19 protein-coding genes are annotated in these 16,191 nt (G+C 44.6%); 6 read left to right on the top strand and 13 right to left on the bottom strand.

Annotation, left to right across the window (positions count from 1 at the left end):
• Nucleotides 1-49: 49 nt before the first annotated feature.
• The 5 genes from KO537_RS12235 to KO537_RS12215 form a co-directional block, all read right to left on the bottom strand.
• The gene (locus KO537_RS12235) at nt 50-505 is read right to left on the bottom strand and encodes a FlxA-like family protein (protein WP_219234565.1); all 456 of its coding nucleotides are present in this window, start codon (nt 503-505) and stop codon (nt 50-52) included.
• Nucleotides 506-674: 169 nt separating this feature from the next.
• Nucleotides 675-1,058 (bottom strand): VF530 family protein, encoded by a 384-nt coding sequence (locus tag KO537_RS12230; protein WP_219234564.1) that lies wholly within the window; start codon nt 1,056-1,058, stop codon nt 675-677.
• A 182-nt stretch (nt 1,059-1,240) separates the two neighbouring features.
• On the bottom strand, nt 1,241-2,701 hold the full coding sequence (locus KO537_RS12225) for a carbon starvation protein A (RefSeq protein ID WP_219234563.1): 1,461 nt from the start codon (nt 2,699-2,701) through the stop codon (nt 1,241-1,243).
• A 199-nt stretch (nt 2,702-2,900) separates the two neighbouring features.
• Complete coding sequence (gene btsR, locus KO537_RS12220) at nt 2,901-3,611, bottom strand: two-component system response regulator BtsR (RefSeq protein ID WP_028760409.1); 711 nt, start codon at nt 3,609-3,611, stop codon at nt 2,901-2,903.
• Nucleotides 3,608-5,305, bottom strand: coding sequence for a sensor histidine kinase (locus KO537_RS12215; protein ID WP_028760408.1), 1,698 nt, complete (start codon nt 5,303-5,305; stop codon nt 3,608-3,610). Before KO537_RS12215 ends, btsR begins: the two co-directional genes overlap by 4 nt.
• A gap of 128 nt (nt 5,306-5,433) precedes the next feature.
• Between KO537_RS12215 and KO537_RS12210 the strand changes: the two genes are divergently transcribed.
• A complete protein-coding gene (locus KO537_RS12210; protein ID WP_028760407.1) occupies nt 5,434-5,676 on the top strand; it encodes a YecH family metal-binding protein in 243 nt (80 codons plus the stop codon).
• On the opposite strand, the gene KO537_RS23165 is transcribed toward KO537_RS12210, so the two are convergent.
• The 6 genes from KO537_RS23165 to KO537_RS12185 all read right to left on the bottom strand — a co-directional run bounded on the left by KO537_RS23165 (nt 5,603) and on the right by KO537_RS12185 (nt 8,749).
• Entirely contained in the window at nt 5,603-5,800 is a 198-nt protein-coding gene (locus KO537_RS23165) for a hypothetical protein (protein WP_113938982.1), read from the bottom strand. The genes KO537_RS12210 and KO537_RS23165 overlap by 74 nt on opposite strands.
• Nucleotides 5,801-6,039: 239 nt before the next feature.
• On the bottom strand, nt 6,040-6,384 hold the full coding sequence (locus tag KO537_RS12205; RefSeq protein ID WP_105252895.1) for a replication protein RepA: 345 nt from the start codon (nt 6,382-6,384) through the stop codon (nt 6,040-6,042).
• The gene (locus KO537_RS12200; protein WP_028760405.1) at nt 6,371-7,039 is read right to left on the bottom strand and encodes an AAA family ATPase; all 669 of its coding nucleotides are present in this window, start codon (nt 7,037-7,039) and stop codon (nt 6,371-6,373) included. Before KO537_RS12200 ends, KO537_RS12205 begins: the two co-directional genes overlap by 14 nt.
• A gap of 76 nt (nt 7,040-7,115) precedes the next feature.
• The gene (locus KO537_RS12195) at nt 7,116-7,418 is read right to left on the bottom strand and encodes a PilZ domain-containing protein (protein ID WP_028760404.1); all 303 of its coding nucleotides are present in this window, start codon (nt 7,416-7,418) and stop codon (nt 7,116-7,118) included.
• Nucleotides 7,419-7,576: 158 nt separating this feature from the next.
• On the bottom strand, nt 7,577-7,981 hold the full coding sequence (locus KO537_RS12190) for a phosphate-starvation-inducible PsiE family protein (protein ID WP_028760403.1): 405 nt from the start codon (nt 7,979-7,981) through the stop codon (nt 7,577-7,579).
• Between the two features lie 258 nt (nt 7,982-8,239).
• Nucleotides 8,240-8,749: a DUF2062 domain-containing protein gene (locus KO537_RS12185; protein ID WP_028760402.1), complete on the bottom strand. Its 510-nt coding sequence runs from the start codon at nt 8,747-8,749 to the stop codon at nt 8,240-8,242.
• 32 nt (nt 8,750-8,781) lie between these two features.
• Between KO537_RS12185 and KO537_RS12180 the strand changes: the two genes are divergently transcribed.
• The 4 genes from KO537_RS12180 to KO537_RS12165 are packed head-to-tail and all read left to right on the top strand — an operon-like array spanning nt 8,782 to nt 14,127.
• Nucleotides 8,782-11,100 (top strand): DNA internalization-related competence protein ComEC/Rec2, encoded by a 2,319-nt coding sequence (locus KO537_RS12180; protein WP_219234562.1) that lies wholly within the window; start codon nt 8,782-8,784, stop codon nt 11,098-11,100.
• A gap of 32 nt (nt 11,101-11,132) precedes the next feature.
• On the top strand, nt 11,133-12,941 hold the full coding sequence (gene msbA / locus KO537_RS12175; RefSeq protein ID WP_105252892.1) for a lipid A export permease/ATP-binding protein MsbA: 1,809 nt from the start codon (nt 11,133-11,135) through the stop codon (nt 12,939-12,941).
• Nucleotides 12,942-13,937 (top strand): tetraacyldisaccharide 4'-kinase, encoded by a 996-nt coding sequence (lpxK, locus tag KO537_RS12170; protein WP_173245532.1) that lies wholly within the window; start codon nt 12,942-12,944, stop codon nt 13,935-13,937. It begins immediately after the preceding gene.
• A 10-nt stretch (nt 13,938-13,947) separates the two neighbouring features.
• Nucleotides 13,948-14,127, top strand: coding sequence for a Trm112 family protein (locus KO537_RS12165; RefSeq protein ID WP_006081200.1), 180 nt, complete (start codon nt 13,948-13,950; stop codon nt 14,125-14,127).
• A 137-nt stretch (nt 14,128-14,264) separates the two neighbouring features.
• Here the strand turns inward: KO537_RS12165 and KO537_RS12160 are convergent, their stop codons facing one another.
• The gene (locus KO537_RS12160) at nt 14,265-14,726 is read right to left on the bottom strand and encodes a hypothetical protein (RefSeq protein ID WP_028760398.1); all 462 of its coding nucleotides are present in this window, start codon (nt 14,724-14,726) and stop codon (nt 14,265-14,267) included.
• Nucleotides 14,727-14,857: 131 nt separating this feature from the next.
• Here KO537_RS12160 and KO537_RS12155 point away from each other — a divergent pair, with 131 nt between their 5' ends.
• Nucleotides 14,858-15,547 (top strand): energy-coupling factor ABC transporter permease, encoded by a 690-nt coding sequence (locus tag KO537_RS12155; protein WP_219234561.1) that lies wholly within the window; start codon nt 14,858-14,860, stop codon nt 15,545-15,547.
• Between the two features lie 161 nt (nt 15,548-15,708).
• Here KO537_RS12155 and KO537_RS12150 read toward each other — a convergent pair whose 3' ends face one another.
• Nucleotides 15,709-16,065 carry a glutathione S-transferase N-terminal domain-containing protein gene (locus KO537_RS12150; protein ID WP_028760396.1) on the bottom strand — a complete coding sequence of 119 codons (357 nt, stop codon included), beginning with the start codon at nt 16,063-16,065 and terminating at the stop codon, nt 15,709-15,711.
• Nucleotides 16,066-16,191: the final 126 nt, after the last annotated feature.

Below are 16,191 nucleotides of genomic sequence, written 5' to 3'. Positions count from 1 at the left end.
ATCATCCATTACGGGCTGTATTACAAAGACTATTGGTAAGTTATCTTGTCTAAGCTGACTTTTGCGCGTCGCGCATCTTCTTATCAGTCAAGGTTGCTATTTGACTACTTAGCTGCATTATCTGTTCTTGGATTAACTTACGTTGTTGCTCCGCAACCTCAGAGTCATCTCCTTTAAGTTTGGCCAGCATTTTTTGTAGTGCTTTGATCTGCTCTTTTATTTTCTGGATCTGTTGGTCGATTAACGTCATGGGCTCTTCTGACGCATCATTTTCTATTCCATCTTTTTTGGCTGCAGCATTGTCTCTTAAAGGGGCACCTACATCTGCGGACAATGCGGCGCGGCCGGCTGAAGAAATGGAGACTGTGTCTTGAGTATCCTGCGTATCTGCAGTCGATTCATTAGTCGCCGTTTTTGTTGTGGCAGGAGTTGCTGCGATATATGCGCCTGATACCGGAGTGAAAGCTGAGCCGATTGTGGCACTGTTTATTCCATTAATGCTCATTCCATACTCCATTAGATACAAACTGTGTTGATACTCAAATCGCTATCGGCCATTAATTGAAAAACTGAAGCTAATTTTTGGCTTATTTGGCAAAAAGCGCGATATTGCTGATGACAATACAGCCCTTAAGTGAGGGCTGTTCACGTTTTATGGCTGCAGAGGGCGAAGATTAACTGTTACCCCAAATATGGCTATTTATTTTGTCATCTGTGCTAGGTTTATCGCTTTTAACAGACTTGTCAGGGGGAGTTTGATTGGTTTTCTTCGTCGCAATTTTTGCCGCAGGCTTCTTAGCCGCTTGACTAGAGTCTGCTTTGGGTGGCGGCAAGGGTAATTTATTGGCTCTTAAATAAAGATATTCGACTTTATCCCGCGCCCACTCTGTTTTTCTCAAAAAACGTAAACTGGATTTGATGCTGGGATCGTGGGTAAAACAGCGGATATTAATTCTTTCACCTAATTCTTCCCAGCCGTATTTCTCGACTAAATAAGTGATGATCGTTTCCAGTTTAATGCCGTGGAGCGGGTTATTCGATTGATTCATATTATGCATGTTGCAGTGTGCTATGGCGGGAGTATAGCAGTTTTGTATGCCTGATACAGTGTGGAATGGTATCGAGTCAAGCTTGAATACCTTGCTAGCTTAAACCTGTGATAGCTGTTATTGGTGGAGCAGTATGATCAAAACAGGCGCAATAAAGCGCCTGTTTTAGGTTGGTCATTTGGACTGTTTGACTAGTCTTTGACTGGCTCTTTAAGCTCAGTTTCAACCGGCAAATCAATTTCGCCTTTACCTTTGGTTTTCACAATCAAGAGTGCTGTAATCACTAAGGTTGTGACTATGCCCGCTATGGTTGATACCGTCATAGGTAAACCTGCGCCTAAGGTTGACGAGTTCAGTAGGAAGGTGATAACCACAGTGGTCATAAACATCGCTGGAATTGTCGCAATCCAATGTAGTTTGTTATGTCGTAGCAGGTAAGCCGAAGCCGTCCACAGCATTAATACTGCAGTGGCTTGGTTTGCTACACCGAAGTAGCGCCAAATCACACCAAAGTCCACTTGGGTCAATATGCCGCCGATAACAAACAGTGGGAGAGCTAACACTAAGCGCTTTGGTAGTGAGATTTGTGGCATCTTGAAAAATTCAGCCAGAATCAAACGCGCAGAACGAAAAGCCGTATCGCCTGAGGTAATCGGTAGAATAATCACTCCTAGGATAGCCATAAAGCCACCAATAGCGCCTAACAGACCGGTAGAGGCCTCATAGACGACGTTGGCAGGGTTACCTGACATGCCCGCACTTAACCCTTCAACTCCGCCAAAGTAAGACAACGCGATGGCACACCAAAGCAATGCGATAATGCCTTCGCCAATCATGGCGCCAAAGAAGACGAAGCGACCATTAGTCTCGTTTTCAACGCAGCGGGCCATTAACGGTGATTGAGTAGCATGGAAACCCGATACCGCGCCACAGGCAATAGTGATGAATAGGGCAGGCCAAAGTGGCATGTCGTTCGGATTTAAGTTTTGGAAGAAATCGCCCGCTTGTACGTTAGGCAGTAAGGTGTGCTCGCTTGATAGCATAATTGCGAAAGCTAAACCAAACGACATGAAGAACAATAAAGCGCCAAAGAAGGGGTACAAACGACCGATAATTTTATCGATAGGTACCACAGTTGCAATCAGATAATAGACGAAGATTATACCAACGAAGATACTGACATCCCAACCGATAAGCTTGCCAAGTAAGCCTGCAGGCGCAGAGATAAAGACCACACCGACGAGCAGTAACAGCACAATAGCAAACACGTTCATGAAGTGCTTGGCGGTCTTACCTAAATACTTACCCGCAAGGTTTGGCACGGATTGACCGCCATTGCGCACTGACAACATACCGGAGAAGTAGTCATGCACTGCACCTGCAAAGATACAGCCAACCACAATCCACAACATAGCTGCAGGACCATAGAGTGCACCTAAGATAGGACCAAAGATTGGGCCTACACCTGCAATGTTTAATAATTGAATTAAATAGACTTTGCCTTTAGACATAGGCACAAAGTCGACGCCATCAGTTTGACTGAAAGCGGGTGTTTGACGATTAGCGTTAATGCCGAAGACTTTCTCGACAAAGGCGCCGTAGATAAAGTAGCCGCCGATCAGTAGACCGACACAGAGTAGGAACCACATCATTTTTGTTATCTCCCCATTTGAGTTCTGGCGAGTGTAAATAAGTTGTTGATATAAAACTTTGTAATCTCAATGAGTGGTCGAAAATGCAGTGTGAGCGGCAATAGGCGAGCTTAAGTGGTTACCATTCTATGTTAACGGTGAGTGTTGTTGGCCATCTTATGGCTAAAAATACGTCGCTAAGATGACTTTTGGATTGTGTTTATTGAAAGCCAAATAGCTGTTTAAGGCTTTTAAGATAGCGGCGTGATACGGGTACTTTATCGCCTAAATGAGTGGTGACTTCAGCCCCTGTATCTAACAGCTCAATTTCAGCAATCGCCTTAGGTGAAATCAAATACTGCCGATGGCAGCGCACCAGTGGGGTTTTTTCTTCGAACACTTTCAAGGTCAACTGGGTATGGACTTTGCCTTTCGTGCTGGCCACATGGATGCCGCTTAAGTCACTGAACACATATTCCACATCTTGGATTGCAATGACTTTGAGTTTATTGCCGCTGTAGCAGGGAATATGTTCAAGACTCTTTGGGGTAATGGAGTCCATAGCCTGAGGCGTTAGATTTTTACGCACACGAGTGAGGGTTTTACTGAGTCTGTCGGCATCTATGGGTTTGAGTAAATAATCGAAGGCATGATTGTCGAAGGCTTTGACGGCAAATTCGTCGTAGGCGGTGACAAACACGATTTTCGGCATGTCATCGGGGTCGAGCATTGCAATAAGTTCCATGCCCGAAATGCGTGGCATTTGGATATCAAGAAAGATTAACTGAGGTTTTTCTTTGGTTATGCTCTGTAATGCCTCAATAGCATTGGCGCATTGACCGACGATTTGGATGTCGTGTTCTTGCCCCAAAAGGTCAGCTAATTCTTCACGAGCAAACAGCTCATCATCGACAATTAAACAAGTGATCACGTGCGGTTATCCATATTTGATGTTTCAGGGCTTTCTATGGGCAATCTTATGGTGACACGAGTCAATTGATCGGGCTCGCACTCCACTGTCACGCCGTATTGTTCGCCAAAAATATTTTGAATTCGCTTATGCACTAAGTTCATCCCTAGGCCTTCTGATCCCTCAATGGGCTGATACAACCCGGCATTGTCTGTGACTTCTAGCTCCAACACATCATTTTCGAGCTTGCCAGTCACTTTAATCTGCCCTTGTTCAATCATGTGCGAAGTGCCGTGCTTTACGGCATTCTCAATAATTGGCTGCAGGGTAAAGGCGGGGACTTTACAGTGGTAGAGTGATTCAGGTATCGCGATACTGACTTGTAATTTATCAATAAAACGCGCTTTTTCAATGGTGAGATACGACGCTATGTGATCTAGCTCATCCCCAAGCGTCACTAAGCCTGTCGTTCGCTTTAAATTGATCCGTAAAAATTGCGATAACTGCTGCAGTAGCTGCTTAGACATATCAGGATCACGTTTGATAATCGCGCTAATGGTATTCAGTGCATTAAATAAAAAGTGCGGATTGACCTGAGCCTGTAGTAATTTAAGTTCGGCTTGAGTCAGCAGATTTTGCTGTTGCTCAAAACGCCCATAAAGAATTTGGTTCGATAACAGGCGGGCAATACCTTCACCTAAAGTACGGTTGATATTCAAAAAAAGTTTATTCTTAGGCTCATAGAGTTTAATCGTGCCAATGACCTCGGTATCACTGCGCAGCGGGATCACTAGACTCGACCCTAGACGGCAATGAGAAGAAATAGAGCATGCATAGGGCGTTTCAACGCCATCGGCGAACATGACCTTATTTTGATTGATGGCTTCTAAGGTGATTTTGGATGAAATCGGTGTACCAGGGAGATGGTGATCGGCGCCTATGCCAATAAAGGCTAACAGTTTTTCTCTGTCCGTGATGGCCACTGCACCCACATTGGTTTCTTCGATGACGATTTGGGCGACGTGACTACTACTTTCTTCGTTAAATCCTTTGGATAGTAATCCGACACTGCGTTCGGCAATTTTTAATGCCTTAGTCGAAAAGCTCGATGAGAGTTTATCAAACATGGTTTTTTGGTCACGGATCATGCTCATAAAGAGTGCCGCTCCCACGGAATTGACTAATAACATGGGCGGCGCGATTTGACGTACTAATTCCCATGCATCATCGAAGGGGCGTGCAACCAAAAGTATGATGCTCATTTGCATCATTTCAGCATAAAAAGTCACTAGGCAAACGAGTAATGGATTGTAGATGAGCTCACTTTTATCTGCGCGTCTTAAGTAGAAGCTTATCATCCCAGCGGATAAGCCTTCTAAGGTGGTGGAGATGGCGCAGGCTATATCAGTAAAACCGCCCATACTGTAGCGGTGTAGCCCACCAGTCAGCCCCACCAGAAAACCAGTAACTGGTCCTCCTAATAATCCGCCTAAAACTGCGCCCATAGCACGAGTGTTGGCAATCGCTCCCGAGGTTTGCTCACCAAAATAAGTGGCCATGATGCAGAAACTCGAAAAAATCAGATACATAAAAATCTTATGTGGCAGACGAGGAGACGTTTCGGCAAACAGTTTAAACAGCGGTGTTTTACTGACTAAGTAAACTATCACTAAGTACAGCGACATCTGTTGGGTCAGTAATAGGATCAAAGACATAATGGCTCACATTATCGTCACAGATGTCGGCGCAGTCGTCCCCATTTGAAAGTTTGTGCGCGAGATCAGGGTTCGAATTTAACCGTTAGGATATAAAGAACAATAATATTGCATCTTTAGGAGGACATATGTCCAATTCTGTTCACGGTCATGATGTTATGGCGCTGATGGTAGCTCAAGGGGCCGCTATTATAAAGCCTGAATTAATTTCCATGATGGAGCAAAAGTTTGGCTCGGCGGCTCGATACCATACTTGTAGTGCAACTGATTTGAGTGCCGAAGCATTAATTGAGTTACTCATAGGTAAAGGTAAGTTTTACGAAACGTCCCAAGGTATTCAACTTGTAGCTGGGCGAAAGTGTGAGCATTAATACCCATCGTATTAAATATCTGTTCATTCAGCGGGAATTTAACTAGCTTTAGACAAGGCGAAGGCTTGAAGGCATAGCGGTGCTCTGTCAAAAGCCTTAAACGCAGTATAAAGCGCGATGCCATTAACATCAGCCGCCTTCGGGAGCCACACAGGCATCCCACTCCGGTGTTGCATTGACTTAAAAGGGAATGACCATTTCTGCATCAATGCGCCTTGGATTGAGATGCCAGTGAGGCTCTGAACTGACTAACTATTTAATATTATTGGTATAATACACAGTGCCATAGCGTACTCATTTTATTTTGTTGTATTTTATTGATTGGTTTTTAGCCGCTTAGACGTGTAATCGTTTTGTTGAATCTCAGGTTTCATCGTGGCGCTTATTTGCAATTTGCTCCTGCTGTGCGGGGGTGAGTTGGGTAAATTCATTGATCAAAATACGCAGTAATCGAGATTTTGCAATATTGGTGGATTTCGATAGGGCATCAAGCTGAGAAATACTGTTTTCAGTGAGGGTAAAGGTCGCGTGGCGATAAATCTTAGTCGATTTTTTATCTAAGCCCTTAACTATGGTGTGTGTGGTGGGCGCAGCTAATAAACTCGCCTTACCTAAGGCGTAGTTATTGGCATCTTCAATGAAATCATCGACAGAAACCGGCTTGATGATTTGCTTAGGTTTCTTACGTTTAAGATCAGTTAAGCTCATAGCTATTTTCTGGTGGCATTGCGAATAACTCATCCGCTATGGCGCGGATCTCATCAGCTGCTTTCCCATCGGGTTCTATTTCGACGACTGAAGAGCCTCTTTCTTCACTGTCATCATAAATATTTCGACAAAATGTAACTGAATTTAGCACCCTTAGTCCAAAGGATTGCACCACATCTTTGGCTTCTAAAATGCGTTTAAACTGTGTGGGAAGCGCTGGACATTGGGTGAGCACTATAGTCGCGATCATTTTAGGATTCACCATCTTACAAGTACTTAGCATGTCTTCCATGTGGGGTAATGTTTTGAGATCGCGTCTTTTGGGTCTGAGGGGGATCACAACATAAGTCGCTACCGACATAGCTGCGCGCATGGCTAAGTTATCTTGACCACCACAATCTACAATTACGTAGTCAAAACGCTCATTGAGGCTGAGTAAATCATTACGAATCTTGCCGTAAAGTTGGATGCAATTAATACTTGGGAGGCTTGGATCATTATTTCTTGCTTGGATCCAATCTGAAGTCGTGCGTTGGGGATCACAATCGACCATGAGGACGTTTGCCTGAAATTTTTGCTTAATATAAACGGCAAGATTTTGAGCGAGACAACTTTTTCCGCTACCACCTTTTTCACCACCTACCAGCAAGATCATACTGACGCCCCTTAATGAATTGTTCAATTCATTGAGTGTAGAACAGAGCCATTAAAGCTGCGAAATTTAAGTTAAATTAAAGCAGTTGCATAGCAATATGGTAGCTTTGGTCATGGCATCTCGCGCAACGGCAGACTTGTCCTTTAACGGTATTTTGTTGGGATGAATTGGGATTAAAGGTCACTTCGATGAGTTCGCCCAGTGCAAACGGATTTTTATAATCGAATAAAATGCCGCGTCTTGCTAAGTCGATACACACACCTTCATCTGTTTGCTTCATGCCTTGAGTGTCGATCCAATTTAAGACCACGCGCTCTGCTTCCATATCGACTCGCAGTGATGTGCGTTTTTCTTCAAAACCAGTAGTATGGTCACCCATAACTCAATTGCCCCGTAAATTATTGATCTCAGTAAAACTAGCATAATTGCTTTTTGGCAGAATACCAATGTGAAAGCTAGGTCTTTGATAATAGTTTTAAAACGAGAACAGCAGGTGCCATTGATTTAGGTTTCAATAGCACCAACTCAGGTATTTGATTAATTGTCGTATTCTTGATTTTTTGGATAAGGCATTTTTAATTGGCCCCAACGAATCACAATCACGGTTGCCGCTAAAATTAGCGTCGATAATGATATTGCTGCGATACGCCAGTCTTCCATGCTCTTCATATCTAAGATTAGGTAACGGGCCAAGGCGACAATCGCAATATAAAGCGGCATACGTACTGGTAACTTACCGGATTCATAGTAGTTAGCCACCATGGCTAACACTTCTAAGAAAATAAATAACAAGAGTAAATCGGCCAGTGCGACCATACGTACAGAGATGATATGCACAATTTCTTGGCCTATTGCGACAACGGTGGCAATGGCAATAATAAATAGGACTAAGTGTTCAACGGCTTTAAGGCTTTTAGAACCATATTGATGATAAAAAGGCATGGATATTCCCTACTTGATGTTTTTATAAATAGTAACAGCAAAAATCTGTTTTTAGGGAAAAGCTAGGCGCCGCTGTGTGATTTAATTCACAGATATGTACGATCTTAAATTCGGCGCAAAGTGGAGTTAACGTGGTTGTATTGTAAAAGGTGATTCACATGATGAACAAAAGGGAAGCGAGAGCGAATGTGTTAATCCGCTTATGCTGTTACCTTGACTCAATCGTTGTACCAACATAAGCGGTTTGAATATAAAAGATTATTTATTCTTGCGTTTCTGCCACTTAAACATAATTGAATATTTCCACAGATTATTAATCAGCAAATAACCGACAGCGGAAAAAACCACTCCTAGCACGAGACACCCGAGTAAGAATGCCGGACCTATAGTCGCAAGCGATGCTTCAATCCATTGCCAACTTGCTTCGAAGGCAAAATCTTGCGGAGCATGGCCGAGTATTTTAGCTCCGAGCAAATACGCCCCATAAAACATCACTGGCATAGTTAAGGGATTGGTTATCCATACTAATGCAACTGAAACAGGAATATTAACGTTAAATAGAATGGCAAAAGCCGCTGCAACAACCATCTGAAATGGCATTGGGATCCAAGCGACAAATAACCCTACGGCAAATGCGCCTGGGGCGGATTTTCGATTAAGTGCCCATAGATTGGGATTGTGTAACAAGCGTCCGAACATGCGTAAGTGTTTATGCTCACGCAAGGTTTCAGGCTTAGGCATAAATCTTTTAATTAATTTTTTTGGCATATGCTGAAATTGCTGTCTTAACTTAATTCACTATGAATCGATTCATGTTTGGCTTTAGTGCCATCTTATTATCAGCGATGTTATGGCCTTCGCTGCCGCCAGTCAGTTACATACCCTACCTTGTTGTTGGGGCGTTAATCTTACACCGAAAAATCCCTGTCTGTGCAGGTGGGCTCTTTGCGGTAGCATGGCTAACTGGTTTTTGCTTAGGATTATCTAGGCAGGATTTGCCAGTGTTACAACAACCTATACAGGTAAGGGGCGAAATCATATCACTAGTTAGTCGAAACAGCGACTGGCTAAGTTTGGATATATCGCTCATTAAACCAAATTTAATCTTAGGGCCAAACGCAAAATTGCGACTCACGTGGAAAGATCCGCCAGAAGTCGATGTGGGTCAGGTTTGGCTGTTTACCTTGACACCTAAGAGCATTGCTAGCGTGCTAAATCAAGGCGGCTACAACGAACAAAAACAATTAATCAGTCAACATGTGGTCGGTAAAGGGCGAGTGATTGAGGCGCAGTTACTTGCGGTTTCGCCTTCATTGCGTAATGACCTCATAAGCGCATTGACACCTGAATTAGCCTCTTTACCTCAAGGTGACATTTTACTCGCCTTGCTTTTGGGGGATAAGCATTTGATCTCACAAGCTCGTTGGCAAGCACTAAGGCAGACTGGCACTGGCCATTTAGTGGCGATTTCCGGTTTGCACCTCTCCGTTGTCGCGGCATGGGTATACGCTTGCCTTTTGTTTGGATTGAGTCGTTTGGTGTCACATCAGAGTCGACGTAATATGACTTTTGCGTTAGTCGCGGCAGGTATAGGCGCAGCATTTTATGCCTATCTTGCAGGTTTTGGTGTATCGACTCAGCGTGCACTCGTGATGATTTTACTGTTAATGCTACTGAGTTTATTAAAGCGATTTTCTACTGCGTGGGAGCGCTTGCTGTTTGCATTGTTTGTCGTATTGTTACTCGACCCGCTTGCTTGTTTAAGTGCGGGATTTTGGCTGTCGTTTTGTGCTTTAGGGGTGATTTTATATACCTTAGTCATCCAGCCCAAAGAGTTTACGGCTGTGTCGACTCGAAGGACGCGTGTAGGCGCGGGGCTTTTACAATTTTGGGCCATCCAGTGGCGCTTGAGCCTTGGGCTTGGATTACTGCAAGGAGCACTCTTTGGTGGTGTGAGTTTACACAGCTTGTGGATGAATATCCTAGCTGTGCCATGGTTTAGTTTTGTTGTTATCCCATTAGCTATGGCGGGATTTATATGCTGGTGGGTTGGTACTGCGTTTGGGTTCTCTTGGTTAGGACTGCTTCGCCTAAGTGATTGGAGTTTATCACCCTATGCACAGTTGCTAGACATAAGCCAGCAATTGCCAGCCCATTGGTTAGCGCTTTCAGATACGATATTAGCCTTGGGGTTATCTGCGTTCATCGGTGGTGTGTTATGGCGCTATGTGCCTAAAAATAAAAATTATACTGCTTGGTTAAGCCTGCTGAGTTTACTGTTTATTCCCGCTTTGCTTTTCTGTATTACGCTGTGGTCACCCGTTCAAAATAATCGATGGGCTATGCATTTACTGGATGTGGGCCAAGGTTTAGCTGTGGTTATTGAAAAGAATGGTAGAGGGCTGGTCTACGACACAGGTGCCGCCTTTGGTGATGACTTCAGTTATGCGGAGCGGGTGATATTACCTTTCCTAAAAGCCAAAGGCATTCAAGATATTGATTATATTGTTATCAGCCATAGCGATAACGATCATGCAGGTGGTGCCCCTGTTTTGATTAAGGCTTACCCTAAGGCTTTAGTGATCACAGACATGGCTGGCTTTAGTGGCCAAGATTGCCGCCCAAGGCAGATTCAATGGCAAGGGCTGAGCTTGAATTTGCTTTCTCCGCCTCAAGCGTTAGTGGGTAATAATGGTTCCTGTGTTATACGCATTGATGATGACAGGCAGAGTCTACTGCTTACGGGGGATATCGAAAAGCAAATCGAAACTTCGTTATTAAGTCGTGCCTTAAGTGGTGAGTATGAGTTACAAAGTGAAGTGCTCGTTGCGCCCCACCACGGCAGTAAAACCTCGTCAACTGAAGCCTTTATTGATGCTGTGGCCCCCAAGTTAGTCTTGTTTCCTGCTGGTTTTGCTAATCGCTGGGGGTTTCCAAAATCCACAGTGGTTGAACGGTATCAGCAACGGGAGATTATGGGCCTAACTACAGGTATAGAAGGGCAGATTAGTGTGATTTTTCAGCAGTCTGAGCGAGAGGTTAAGACCTATCGTGGTGATTTAGCGCCATTTTGGTACAACTCTCTGTTTAGATTTGGTGACTTGATTAATCCAGAGTAGAATGCCTACTTTGCCATAATTTAGTGTTATCAATGACAACATCTCCTAAAGACGAAATGTGGACAGTTTTCAAACGATTACTGGGCTATATAAAACAGATGAAAGGCATGTTTATGCTTTCAGTTGCGGGATTAATTATTTATGGTCTCGTCGATGCCGCCTTTATCGCTTTCATCGGCCCCTTTATTGATAAGGGTTTCTCCGGCGGCGCACCTGCTGCGGTGACCAACGGCATCGCATTGCCAACCAGTGAAGGTTTCCACGCGAACAACGACGTGCTAATGATGGCGCCGCTTGTGGTTATCGTCATGTTTTCCCTGCGCGGTTTTGCCAACTTTGTCTCGACCTACGGCATTTCATACATGAGTGCGCGTTTGATCATGGACATGCGTCAGCAAGTGTTTGAGCATTATCTGAGCCTGCCTGTCAGTTATATGGATAAGGAAAATACCGGTAACTTGATCTCAAAAGTGACTTTTGATACTGAGCAAATCGCTCGAGCATCGGGAAGTGCTTTGATTTCAATCGTCCGCGATAGTGTGACTGTGTTTGGTATGCTGGTGCTGATGTTCTATAACTCTTGGAAGCTATCCCTCTGTATTCTTGTGATTGGTCCTATCATGGGCATGGTCATTGCGGTGGTTAGTCGTCGTTTCCGTAAGGTCTCTAAGCAAATTCAAACAGCCATGGGCGGGGTGAGTGCGACTACGGAGCAAATGATTAAAGGCCATAAAAACGTATTGGCCTTTGGTGGACAGGAAACAGAAGCAACCCGTTTTGCTAAAGTAAACGATCAAAACCGCCATCAAAATATGAAGTTAGCTGTGGCACAAGCCATTAGTCAGCCTCTGATCATGATTATTGGTTCATTCGCCTTAGCCTTTGTACTTTATGCGGCAAGCTTAGACAGCATGAAAGCCGATCTTACCGCGGGTACCTTCGCGACGATTCTTGGCGCTATGATGGCCATGTTACAGCCAATCAAAAACTTAACCCGAGTGAATGCCGAATTTCAACGGGGTATTGCGGCTTGTACCACAGTGTTTGAATTACTGGATACGCTGCCAGAGTCCGATACGGGAACTTATACTGTCGAGCGTGCTAAGGGTCATCTACGTTTTGATAATGTGTGTTTTACCTATGACAGCCAAGATCGTCGTGCACTTGAGAATGTCGATTTTGAAGTCAAACCCGGGCAAACCTTAGCCTTAGTTGGACGTTCTGGCTCAGGTAAGTCGACTATTGCGAGTTTAGTGACCCGTTTTTATACGGGCCTTGAATCCGGCGATATTCTGCTTGATGACGTCAGCATCTACGATTACTCGCTAAAATCGCTGCGTAATCAAGTGGCACTGGTATCGCAACAGGTGACCTTGTTCAATGACACGATAGCCAATAACATCGCTTACGCCTATCCCGGTGAGGCGACTCGTGAGCAGATCATTGAAGCTGCGACCTTGGCCTATGCGATGGAGTTTATTGATCAGCTGCCCCAAGGCCTTGATACCCAAGTGGGTGAGAATGGCGTGTTATTGTCCGGTGGTCAAAGACAGCGGATTGCGATTGCACGCGCTATGTTGCGTGATGCGCCTGTGTTGATCCTCGATGAAGCGACCTCAGCACTGGATACTGAGTCAGAAAAAGCCATTCAAAAAGGGTTAGATAACCTCAGACAAAACCGCACATCTGTAGTGATCGCCCACAGGTTGTCGACCATCGAGAGTGCCGATCAGATTTTAGTAGTCGATCAGGGGCGTATCGTCGAGCGCGGGACGCACCAATCACTATTGGAATTAGATGGCATGTACGCCAAATTATACCAAATGCAATTTGGTAGTTAGATGCAGGCCTTAGTGAATAAAATCTGGTATCAGGGCCATCCACTGCGATGGCTCTTGTTACCTTTATCGGGCTTATTCGCGGTTATCACTTATGTGCGCCGCGCTTTGTTTCACCTCGGGATGAAATCACAAACTGCAATGCCTGTACCTATCATCGTCGTCGGTAATATTACCGTCGGTGGCAGCGGTAAGACGCCAACTGTGATTTATCTGATTGAATTACTGCGCCAACATGGATTTCACCCCGGTGTGATCAGTCGTGGTTACGGTGTTGATATTCAAGGCGTTAAATCGGTTTGCTTAGGTGCAAGTGCGGCAGAGGTGGGTGATGAACCTGCCATGATAGTGGCGCGTACTCAAGTGCCCATGGTGGTTGGCGCTAAACGGGTCGATGCGGCTAATGCGCTTATTGCTGAGTTTGGTGTCGATGTCATCATCTGTGACGATGGCCTACAGCATTATGCTCTGGCACGCGATATTGAGCTGGTGGTGATTGATGGTCAGCGCGGTTTAGGCAATGGCTTGCTATTGCCAGCAGGTCCATTGCGTGAAGGCGCGTGGCGTCTCGATACCGTGGATTTTATCGTCAGTAATGGCGGCCCAGCGGCAAAAGGGCAGTTCGAAATGCAACTGACACCTACGGCAGTGAAGCCTGTTAAATGTGATGCGACGTCTGGTGAATATACTTTCGATAAGTCTCAGCCGCTCGTTGCGATGGCGGGCATAGGTAATCCAGCGCGTTTCTTTGAATCGTTGCGCGCACAAGGCTATCAACTGGCCTTCTGCCATGGTTTTGATGACCATCAGGCCTACGATAAAACCCAGTTAGGTGATTTAGCCCAAGGCTTGCCACTGTTGATGACAGAAAAAGATGCGGTTAAATGTCGCGATTTTGCACAAGAAAACTGGTGGTATTTGGCGGTCGATGCCAAGCTATCCCCACAATTTGATGAACAGCTGCTCGCACGTCTTCGTGAAGTGGCTGCAGCTAAATAAGGAAACTTCCATGGCATTCGATAAAAAATTGTTAGATATAGTGGCTTGCCCTGTGTGTAAGGGAAAACTTGAGTACGATAAAACGACGCAGCAGTTGATTTGTAAGGCAGATAAACTTGCTTATCCGATCACTGAAGGTATCCCTGTGTTATTGGAAAATCGTGCTGTGCCACTGACCGAATCAGTTTAGTGTGACGTGAATGCGCGTATTGTCTCATACGCGCATGCTTGTTTTTTATTCTGCTTATTATCGTTTTAGCTATTTTTAGCCGATTTAAGTTTTTTGTATTGGTAACTGTGCACGTTTCTTCATTACTTTGAGTTTAGTTAATAGCTCATAAATTTTTGTTTATCAGCATTGGTTGCACCCTCTTGGCACTCACCGCGGATTTCTCCTCGACCAGGCTCGATAATTCGGCTTAATTCAATATAACCTTCGCGGCAATAACCCGTCATTTCAAGGGTTTTGATTAAACCCAAATCAACCTGTCTCCCCCAAATTTCTAATGAGTCCTGTAGATCTTGCATCGCGCGACGTTGCTCACGGGGATCTTGCATATTACGTATGCGTGCCTCGTGTGGAAAAGGGCGCTCTGTATCATTCATTGTCGACTTTTCATCGACCAGCCGCGCTTTGTAGCTGAAGAGTTTAAGGCCATCGCTTTTAATATCCGTCGTTAACTTATCCCGTAATTTTCCGGCGAGTTCACTCGGGTCAATTGGCGCACTGCTGCAGGCGATGAGCGAGAAACAACTTAAGATGGCAAGGCTGAGATATCGAAACGGCATAATCAAATTTAACTCTTAGTTATTAACTGACAGAAGAATACCTTAATATGGCCCTAAAGTTCATGGATTTATGGCATTCTCATAGGCTGAGTACGCGCCGATAGGTGTAATGGATTAAGGATGGGCGAGTAATGTTGGCGTTTTGGTCGAATAAATGGGCGCAAATCGAATGGGATATGAGCCTGACTCAAGGTATATGCCTTATGTTCTTGGCGTTATGGATCTACGCCATATGGCCAAAAGAAGAGTTAGTGCAGCTCCGGCGGGATAAACATCTCCAATTACGTTTGTTGCTGACGTTGGTGGGGATCAATGCGCTGTGGTCGTTAAATGCCAGTATTCAAACTGGGTTACATCTGCATTTTCTGGGAATTGTCACTTGTATGCTGATGTTCGGCTGGCGTCTTGCGACCTTAGTGTTGCTATTGCCGAGTGCTTTTTTTAGCCTTTTTGTATTAAAGCAGCCCGCTGATTTTGGTGCTTTTAGTTTGTTCGCTATGGCCGTGCCGCTGTTTCTGTGTTTTATCCTATACAGTCGCAGTTACCATTTATTTCCTAAGCATATTTTTGTATTCATCTTCGTCGGTGGTTTTATCAATGCGGGCCTCTCAACGGTGTTTCATCAATTGAGTTGGGCTATGTGGTTGTGGTCTGCAGCGGATTACGATTGGAATGTGTTAGTAGACGACTACCTGATGCTAATCCCTTTGCTGGCATTCCCAGAGGCATTGCTTAATGGCATGGCGGTAACGCTATTGGTGGTGTATCAGCCCCAGTGGTTATTTGATTATTCTGACCGTGAATATTTGTGGCGTAAGTAAATGTGATAAAAGAATGTGGTAAAACAACGCAATAAAAGAACTGCGCCCTAAACCTCGTCATTCCAACGTAAAGCCCTTTGTAAGGAGCCCATTGAACAGACGATTGAAAAGGTTATTGGACGCACTTATTTGTATATTTGCGCTGACCGTTGCGCCGTGATTTAGGCGAAGCGTTGGTCTAAGTAGTTAATGATTTCTTTTGATTCATATAACCACTGTACTTGACCGTTTTCTTCAATCCGCAGACAAGGCACTTGCTGTTTGCCGCCTTGAGCGATGAGTTCATCTTTATGCGGTGCTTTTTTAGCGTCGTGGGTCACTATGTTGAGTCCTTGGCGACGCATTGCACGGCGGACTTTTACACAAAATGGGCATGCAGGATATTGATACAGGGCTAATGCTTGAGTTTGAGCATCAATTTTTTGTTGCTCAGCCAGTGGACGTTGGCGCTTCTTAGGGCTAAATACGAAATTTAAAAACAGAATAATCCTGCCTAAAATCCAGCGAATGATAAACATGTTATTGACCTTAATGATAATTTTTGTGGAAGAACATTTGTGCGTTATGGCGCCACAGAAAGTGTGCGGCGAGTCTGGGATCCAGTCGTTTAAAAACTGTGATCTCAGTTGTATAAAGGTCGCAGA

The organism is Shewanella sp. NKUCC01_JLK (assembly GCF_019345615.1).
GTDB classification, from domain to species: domain Bacteria; phylum Pseudomonadota; class Gammaproteobacteria; order Enterobacterales; family Shewanellaceae; genus Shewanella; species Shewanella oncorhynchi.
The sequence above is the reverse complement of the archived record's forward strand: the minus strand, read 5'-3'. Positions and strand labels throughout refer to the sequence as shown.